Consider the following 8,251-nt stretch of genomic DNA (forward strand, 5'->3'; position numbering starts at 1 on the left):
TCTGCTAGCCCTCCTTACTATACAACCATACTTGCATGAGTGAGTATAACTGATCTAAGTTAATCGGCTTACTAATATAATCCGTTGCTCCAGCATTTAAACACTCTTCTCGACTATGTTTCATCGCCTTTGCAGTTAATGCAATGATAGGAATGGTTGTAAACTCATGATTTTTACGAATTCTACGAATCGCCTCAAACCCATCAATTTCAGGCATCATAATGTCCATTAATATCAAGTCTGTATCTGGATTATCTTGTAATACTTCAATCCCTTCACGACCATTTTCTGCGATAATAATATCCATTTCATACTTCTCAAGAGCTATTGTTAGTGCATAAACATTGCGGATATCATCATCAACAATTAGAATCTTCTTTTCTTTTAGCAAAGATTTTCCATGTTGTTTCATATTACCTTCTTCATTCGCTAAGCCATTTAAGCTTAGTTGATAATGCTCAACCTCAAGTCCCACTGCTACTTCCTCTAAAGTAGGTTTCTCCTCGATTTTTTCCGTTGGTTCAAAGTGTGGCAAATATAAGGTAAAGATACTTCCTTTTCCTTTCTCACTCGTTACCTCAATAAACCCACCTAATAAATGTGCATATTCTCTGCTAATCGAAAGTCCTAGTCCCGTACCACCATATTGACGACTTGTCGTTCCATCTGCTTGTTTAAAGGCATCAAATATCGTTTCTTGTTTTTCTCTAGCTATTCCAATTCCTGTATCGATAACAGAGAAGGCTAGCATAGCTTTCCCATGCTCAAGAATCTGCTTCCCGATACCTTCTTTTACTACCTTCTTAACAACTAAGGATACACTACCACTTTCTGTGAATTTAAAAGCATTTGATAGCAGATTTTTTAAAACTTGCTGCAAACGTTGTTCATCCGTATAGAAACTATCTGGCAAATCTTCCTCTAGTTCAACAGTAAACTGAACCTCATTCTGACGTGCGATCGGGGAGAATTGACTAGTTATAAAATCCCGGACATTATAAAGCTCTACTTCTCTAGGTATAACTTCTAATTTACCTGACTCTACTTTCGCTAAATCTAAAATATCGTTTATTAGATGGAGTAAATCATTACCGGAGGAGTAGATAGTGCGAATATACTCCTCTTGTTTAGCAGTAAGATTGCCATCCCCGTTTTCAGAGAGTATTTGCGCCAATATTAGTAAACTATTAAGTGGCGTTCTAAGCTCGTGGGACATATTAGCTAGAAATTCAGATTTATATTGAGAGCTAAGCTCTAGTTGTTGAGCCTTTTCTTCAAGCGCCTCCCTAACTTTTTCTACCTCTTTTTTCTTTTGTTCAGAAGTTCCATACTGCTCCTCCAGTTTTTCATTCGTTGTCCTTAACTCCTCTTGTTGTAACTGCAGTTCTTCTGATTGGGCTTGGAGTTCTTCTGTTAAGCTCTGAGATTCTTGCAATAGTCTTTCTGCCTTCATATGGTTTGAAATACTATTGATCGTAATACCAATATTGCTATTCACTTCTTCAAGAAGCTTTACTTGAGAAGGACTAAATGATTCAAATGATGCAATTTCAATAACAGCAAGTACATCACCTTCGAATTGAACAGGTAAGATAATAATATTTTTCGGTGACCCGACACCCATACCAGAGCCTATTTTTATATAATTATCAGGGATATGATTAAGTAAGATTGAACGCTTTTCAACTGCACATTGCCCAATTAGTCCCTCTCCAAAACGAAAACGCTCAAATTCTTTATTTTCATCTGAAAAGGCATAAGCAGACATTTTTTTTAGATACAGCTGACTTTCTTCAACTTCCTTAATATATAAAACTCCGAAACTCGCTCCTACCATAGGTACAAGCTTCGTAATTAACAAGTCTGCTAGCATCTGCACATTTTCAGCTACAGGATACATCGTAGCTATTTCGGCAATTTTTGTTTTAAGCCAGCTATGCTCTTCTGCCTCTTCTTTTAATTGCTTTTCTAGGTTACTGTGTTCCTCTAGAGCTTTTGCCATTTTGTTAAAGGCGACTGCGATTTCTCCTATTTCATCTTTAGAAAATATCTCAATCCGCGGCAACCTATCGAAATCACTATTGGTAACACTTTTCATTACAGACGTTACATTATTTAGATTCTTTGTCATACGCCTAATGGTCCATATAATGAATCCAATCCCTATGCTCAAACTAATACCAAGATAAATGTAAATTACGGTAACTGCCCAATTGTATGTTTCTCGCGTTCTTAACAGTTCATTTTTCATTTCCTGTTCTTGCAACCCATGAAGAAGTTCTGCAATCTGCAGCATTCTTTGCCGAGTAAGAACTGCGTCATTCAAAAGGGCCGGATGAACTTCAGCTTCATGATTTATTATTTGTGTTGTTATAATTTGCTGTGCAGTCCCTCGGTATGAATCATGTAGTGTTTTGAATTTTGCAATTAACTCCTGCGACTTTTCTTGCTTGTCCTTATTTTCAAGCTTCTCAATCGAAATTTTAAGATTCTTATGTGATTCTTCCCATGCATTCAACGGTGCAAGAATGACTTCATCTGTTTGACCTGCAGCAATTTCACTTAACTCTCTACCAATATTTGAGGTCTCGTACTTAATATTTGAAGACATTTTTATTCGATCGTACAATTCATTCACAACAACATGCATATTCACTGTTGACTGTTCAAGCATATTCATTAATATGACTACAATAATAGAAATTACCAAAAGTATTGATCCTATACTCCCATAGAGCTTTGTTTTAAATTTCATATAACCTCCACTTTAACATGTTTGTTTTATCTAAATACTTGTATTCATTACTTGAAAAGTGTATTTTTTTTATTTAAAAATTTAATATTGCGAAAATTCATATTTTAAGTAACTGTATCCTTTCAAAACACCACTTACATTTTTTGTTTATTATAACTTCTAATAATACTTTAAATACTTTATTATCGTCTACCTAATATTTTATTCAATTAAAAAACTACAAAAATTCCCAATGATTACAACGGTATTTAAGGAGAATGGTTTATAGCAAAACAGGAGTCCTGAAAATATATCAAAATAACAATTTTCACCGCGCAGGGTAGGTGAAAACTGTTATCCCTTAATTTAAATGGACACCCCATACAGATGAGTAAAATTTGCTTAGGAAAAAAGGTTGCAGAGATTTACTCCACAAAGCCTTCCTTCTAGCCTATCAATCTTTCCAAAACTGGACCATATCCTTTTGTGAAACAGGATTATTAAAGGAGTGACAAGCACTCTAATCTAAGTACCGCTAAAATCCGAGGGAAATGACCTAACCAGAAAAAACTTCGTTACCTTTGACCTCTAAAATATATAACAATAATAGCCAAGATTATTAACCCAATAATTATGAAGGAACCGACACCAGAACTATACACAATGTATATTTTAGTGTTGCGAATGAAATTTACCACGAGCAATATAAGTAACAGAATACACAAACAAAAGATTAGTGTTATATTTTTATTTTTATGTTTAAATTTATATTTATTCAAAGCAAATAGCCTCCTTTTTAGAAGCTTTATTTATCAAGGCTACCATGATAAATAATCGCAGTTAGTGTGAGCGGAAGCAGTAATCATACGATTTAGCAAGTTATACTATGATATGCTAATCACATTTTGTACCATTCTAATAATGCCTCTTTACAAAAAAGTGCCCGGCACCGAATTGTAATATTCTTTCAAACTTTAGCCATTAATTATTTGGAAAGGTCCACTTTGGTCTTCGATTTAACCAAGTTTTATGATACAGTTCACCTTGTTAGTTTAAAAGTCAAAAACTTAGACGAGAGTTTTAACTCTCGTCTAAGTTTTGTTATAAAATGTTATTATTGTCTTTATCAATTCCCAAAACTTCACACTTTATGATTTTATAAAAACGTTCCTGCTCCTCTAGAAAAGGAGTATGGGAAGAATTGTTGAAGGTATACATTTTTTTAAAAGGAGCTTTTATTGATTCAAAAAAATGTTTTGCTTGGGTATACGTTGTTTGATAATCGTACTTTCCCTGAAAAATAAAAACGGGGAGATTGAGTGATGGAACAAGTTTCACCAAATCAGTGGTCGCCATGACATGACCTAACGACTGGTAGCTGTAAATACTCCCGCGAAAAATATTTATTCGCTCTTTGAAAGTATAATTCGGACAAGCCAAAACATTTCTTAGCGTTTCAAAGTTTGAGTATCCTCTGTGCTTAAAACCTCCCCCGTACTTGTTCGTAAATTTAGCTCTAATTGCCCCGTACGAACGATTCTTGTAGTAATCACTTCCGAATGTTAACTTTTCTATTTGTTTTTGAGCTCGTTTATCATGGTTATTTATTGATGTCCTCAAGATGAAGTTATATGTCTCCTTCTCCGACTCTTTTGCTGATCCAATTTGACCAATTCCGATATAAGCATGGAAAAGGTCGGGATTCATACTCGCTACTAGACTCCCAAGATATGTCCCCCAAGAATGACCAAGTAAAAATACCTTGTCTTGTGTATATTTACCTCGCAAGTAATTAACGACTTGTATTGTATCGTCAATTAACTGATCAACAGTCAGTAATTTCTTGGCGTCTTTGGCATGATAGGACATTCCTGTTCCTCTTTGATCCCAATAACAAACGTCGAAAAACTCTTCAAGTCTCAAGTTATGTGCTTTGATGATGGGGTAAGCTGGAAAACCAGGCCCACCATGCAAAAATAATAATAATGGTCTCCCTTGATTTAAAGACTCTATTATTAATCCTTGTCTAACCCCATTAATTTCCACGTACTCTTTTATTACTGTCCCTTCTCCAATCTTCTTGTTACTGTATTTCAAAGGCTTTTCAAAGGACTCTAAAAGCATATTTCATCCCCCCTTTAATATATATACATACCTGTACGTTCGATATCATATCAATAGTTTCACCTTTTTAAAGTTCATTATTAGTAGAAAATCCTATGTTAAAATATATAAATAATAGCTTCTGAGGAGGTAACAGAAATGTCATAAATGAAAATGAGGAAGTATCCGTCGTGGGAACATTAACATTCGGAGATTACAAGAAACATAATTTTTATCATCAAAGGAAAATTGTGATTGGTTATTTTTTCTTTGCGCTATTACTTCTAACTTATTTGTTTACCACCACAGATAACAAATAAGTAAAAAGGCGTTGCTGTAAATCAATGCCTTACCATATTGAAGTGCTCTGGCGTTCTTAATAAACCTGTAAACAACATGGCCATACTTACCGTACTCAACGTATAGATCGCGCTAATGGCTAATAGCATGCCGAAACTGTTCCCTAAATCATAATCCATCAAATATTGAAATACTAGAAATACAATAAAAATTTGAAAAAAGCTAATACAGAAACTATAGATAAGATGGCAGTTTGTTGTCTCCAAGGTACTACTAGCTCCTTATCTATACCAAAGCTTAGCGGTATTCCCAATTCCTTTTTAAAAACCCCCATTACTCGTTTATTCCAGAATACTAGTATTACTAAAACACAAATTACAGATTTTCTTTTCTAACAAATGAGTAACTTCAAGACTAAAATGAAAAATGCCTACACCACCCGATTTGTAGAGATTTTCGACAAACTTCGAGTGGGCCAGGCATGGTAACTTTACGACCCTAATATATACATCTCAAGTCTTAGTCCCTAATACATTTCAAGCCCATTGTACGCAAAGATAGAATACTGTAACATCAATCCCATTAGAGTATAGGTATGTTAACTGAATGTGAAACCTTATATGGTATTCAAACGTAAATATAGTATGGATCTTAAAGTTAGGAGCATTTGACAATGAATTCTTTTTTTTCATTTCTGGTTCGGACACTGGTAGCTATTCCGATTACAGTTATCAGCTGGTTTGTGTGTATGTTTTCTTTTGATCAAACCTTTTTCTTATCATCAAGTATTTCATTAGGAGTTGGCTTCCTTACTTATTGGCTTCTTGGGATTTATATGAAGTTTCTGTTCGTCAAAAAGCAGGGATTATCCACAAAAGAATTTCGATATATTACGAAAAATATAAAAGAAGCAAAAAAGAAAATGGATCGTCTTCAAAAAGCTCTATTTTCAATTCGACATATTCCATCCCTAAAGCAAAGAATTGACCTGCTACGTGTAACAAGGAAGATATTTTCCTTAACAAAATCAGAGCCAAAACGTTTTTACAGGGCAGAGCAATTTTACTTTTCACATTTAGACTCGGCTGTGGAGCTGACTGAGAAGTACGTGTTTCTTTCTTCGCAACCGAAGAAAAGTCTAGAGGTTCAAAAAGCTTTATCTGACACAAGAAAAACATTAAATGAGCTTCTACTATCAATTGAACAGGACTTATATCAGATGTTAGCTAACGACATAGATCAACTTCATTTTGAATTAGATGTTGCCAAGCATTCGATGAAAAATTCAAAATTAAACGAAAGTAGGAAAATTAAATGACCGAAACCAAAACGAGTCAATCTGATTTAATGAATGAGCTTTTAGCTAACCCCTTTGGAGACACTCCTTTTAACGATGAGAAAAGCGACGAGAAATCACTAAAACTCATAGATGTCATCCCAGAAGAGGACCGAAAAAGAGCGTATCAACTTGCTGAACAGATTGATCCGAAAAACCTTCAGTCCATGATTTCGTATGGTACACCCGCACAAACTAAGCTACTAACATTCTCAAATACGATGCTTGAACATGTAAGCCAGAAGGATTTAGGTGAAGTCGGCGAAATCATTAGTGATCTCATGAAACGATTTAATGATGTGAACTTAGACGAATTAAAGCCTGAGAAGCAGCCTTTATATAAGAGAATGTTCGGTAAGGTTTCTGGCTCCATGCAAGAGGTTCTATCAAAATATCAAAAAACCGGTGCTCAAATTGACCGAATTAGTGTAAAGCTAGACCGCAGCAAGGATGTCCTTTTATCAGATATCGGCTTTCTTGAAAAGCTTTATGAACATAATAAGGAGTATTTCCACGCGTTAAATGTCTATATATCAGCAGGAGAAGTAAAACTAGAAGAATTAAACACCAAGACGATTCCAGCGCTAAAAAAAGAAGCTGAAGTCACAAATGATCAAATGAAGTTTCAAGAAGTCAATGATATGCTTCAATTCACCGATCGACTAGATAAACGGATATATGACCTAAAATTAAGCAGAGAAATAACCATTCAAAGTGCCCCACAAATACGCTTGATTCAAAATACAAACCAAGCACTAGTTGAAAAGATCCAATCATCTATCTTAACAGCCATTCCTCTATGGAAAAACCAAGTAGCCATTACATTAACTCTAATCAGGCAGCGCAATGCCGTCGAGGCTCAAAAGCAAATAGCCAAAACAACGAATGACCTGTTACTAAAAAATGCAGAAATGCTCAAAACAAATACAATTGAAACCGCAAAAGAAAATGAACGAGGTCTCATTGATATTGAAACACTAAAAAAAACACAAGAAACTCTTATTTCTACCCTTGAAGAAACGTTACAGATTCAGGAAGCAGGACGTAACAAGCGCCGCCAAGCTGAGCTAGAACTCACTAGAATGGAAGGCGATTTACGAATGAAGCTGTTAGAGGTTAAAGGGGAATAGTGATTTAGAAAGTCCCTGTTACCACTTGATGTTTGCCGAAAAGGCATCGACATAATTCGGGTGGTTACAGCAAGTAATCTAAGCATCCTAAGAACACTTTTCCAGCAATTCTCATACCTCTTCACCTGCCGTTAGATTCAGTTGAAATCCACTTGGAATAGCTCTACCAACTGTAATTGATTCGGTTAATGGCCTATGCTTTTGTAAAGGCTTTTGGTTTTCAAGAAAATAATCAATTTCTTGGGCGGTCAGTAACAATTCACTTTCCCAGTTTTTTAGAATGGCTATGACATAGTTCAGCTTTCGCATGTTATTACAAAGCTATGGCAAGTTGAAAAAATTTATTGAAGGAGTCCAATGTAAGAAGACAGGCTAAATCCATGCAGGTACTATAGACGAAATTAAAATTGAAGTAAAAAAATCACTTAATTTTAGACCGAATCTACTATACCGGAAGCAGAGATGCCAATCGAGGCAAGACTAAAAATTGATGAACATAAAAAAACTGCACCTCCAATTGTTAGTCAAGTCTAACAATTGGGGTGCAGTTCATCGCAGATAAAAGGCTTTCTTCTTTATACTACTTTCTTGATATCTATTTTTTTCCCTTCCTTTAGCTGCTTCTTAAATTCAGCTGTTGCTGTGAAA

5 protein-coding genes are annotated in these 8,251 nt (G+C 35.1%); 2 read left to right on the plus strand and 3 right to left on the minus strand.

Features of this window, described 5'->3' with window-relative positions:
• Positions 1-4 precede the first annotated feature (4 nt).
• Positions 5-2,755 carry a response regulator gene (locus ACFFIX_RS21005; protein WP_378937556.1) on the minus strand — a complete coding sequence of 917 codons (2,751 nt, stop codon included), beginning with the start codon at positions 2,753-2,755 and terminating at the stop codon, positions 5-7.
• Between the two features lie 1,080 nt (positions 2,756-3,835).
• Positions 3,836-4,858 (minus strand): alpha/beta fold hydrolase, encoded by a 1,023-nt coding sequence (locus ACFFIX_RS21010; protein WP_378937558.1) that lies wholly within the window; start codon positions 4,856-4,858, stop codon positions 3,836-3,838.
• A gap of 952 nt (positions 4,859-5,810) precedes the next feature.
• On the opposite strand from ACFFIX_RS21010, the gene ACFFIX_RS21015 reads away from it, so the two are divergent.
• Both ACFFIX_RS21015 and ACFFIX_RS21020 read left to right on the plus strand, forming a co-directional pair.
• Positions 5,811-6,455: a 5-bromo-4-chloroindolyl phosphate hydrolysis family protein gene (locus ACFFIX_RS21015; RefSeq protein ID WP_378937560.1), complete on the plus strand. Its 645-nt coding sequence runs from the start codon at positions 5,811-5,813 to the stop codon at positions 6,453-6,455.
• On the plus strand, positions 6,452-7,603 hold the full coding sequence (locus ACFFIX_RS21020) for a toxic anion resistance protein (protein ID WP_378937562.1): 1,152 nt from the start codon (positions 6,452-6,454) through the stop codon (positions 7,601-7,603). Before ACFFIX_RS21015 ends, ACFFIX_RS21020 begins: the two co-directional genes overlap by 4 nt.
• A gap of 111 nt (positions 7,604-7,714) precedes the next feature.
• Here ACFFIX_RS21020 and ACFFIX_RS21025 read toward each other — a convergent pair whose 3' ends face one another.
• A complete protein-coding gene (locus tag ACFFIX_RS21025) occupies positions 7,715-7,912 on the minus strand; it encodes a hypothetical protein (protein WP_378937564.1) in 198 nt (65 codons plus the stop codon).
• Positions 7,913-8,251 lie beyond the last annotated feature (339 nt).

This window comes from Metabacillus herbersteinensis, assembly GCF_042433335.1.
Taxonomy (GTDB): Bacteria; Bacillota; Bacilli; order Bacillales; family Bacillaceae; genus Metabacillus; species Metabacillus herbersteinensis.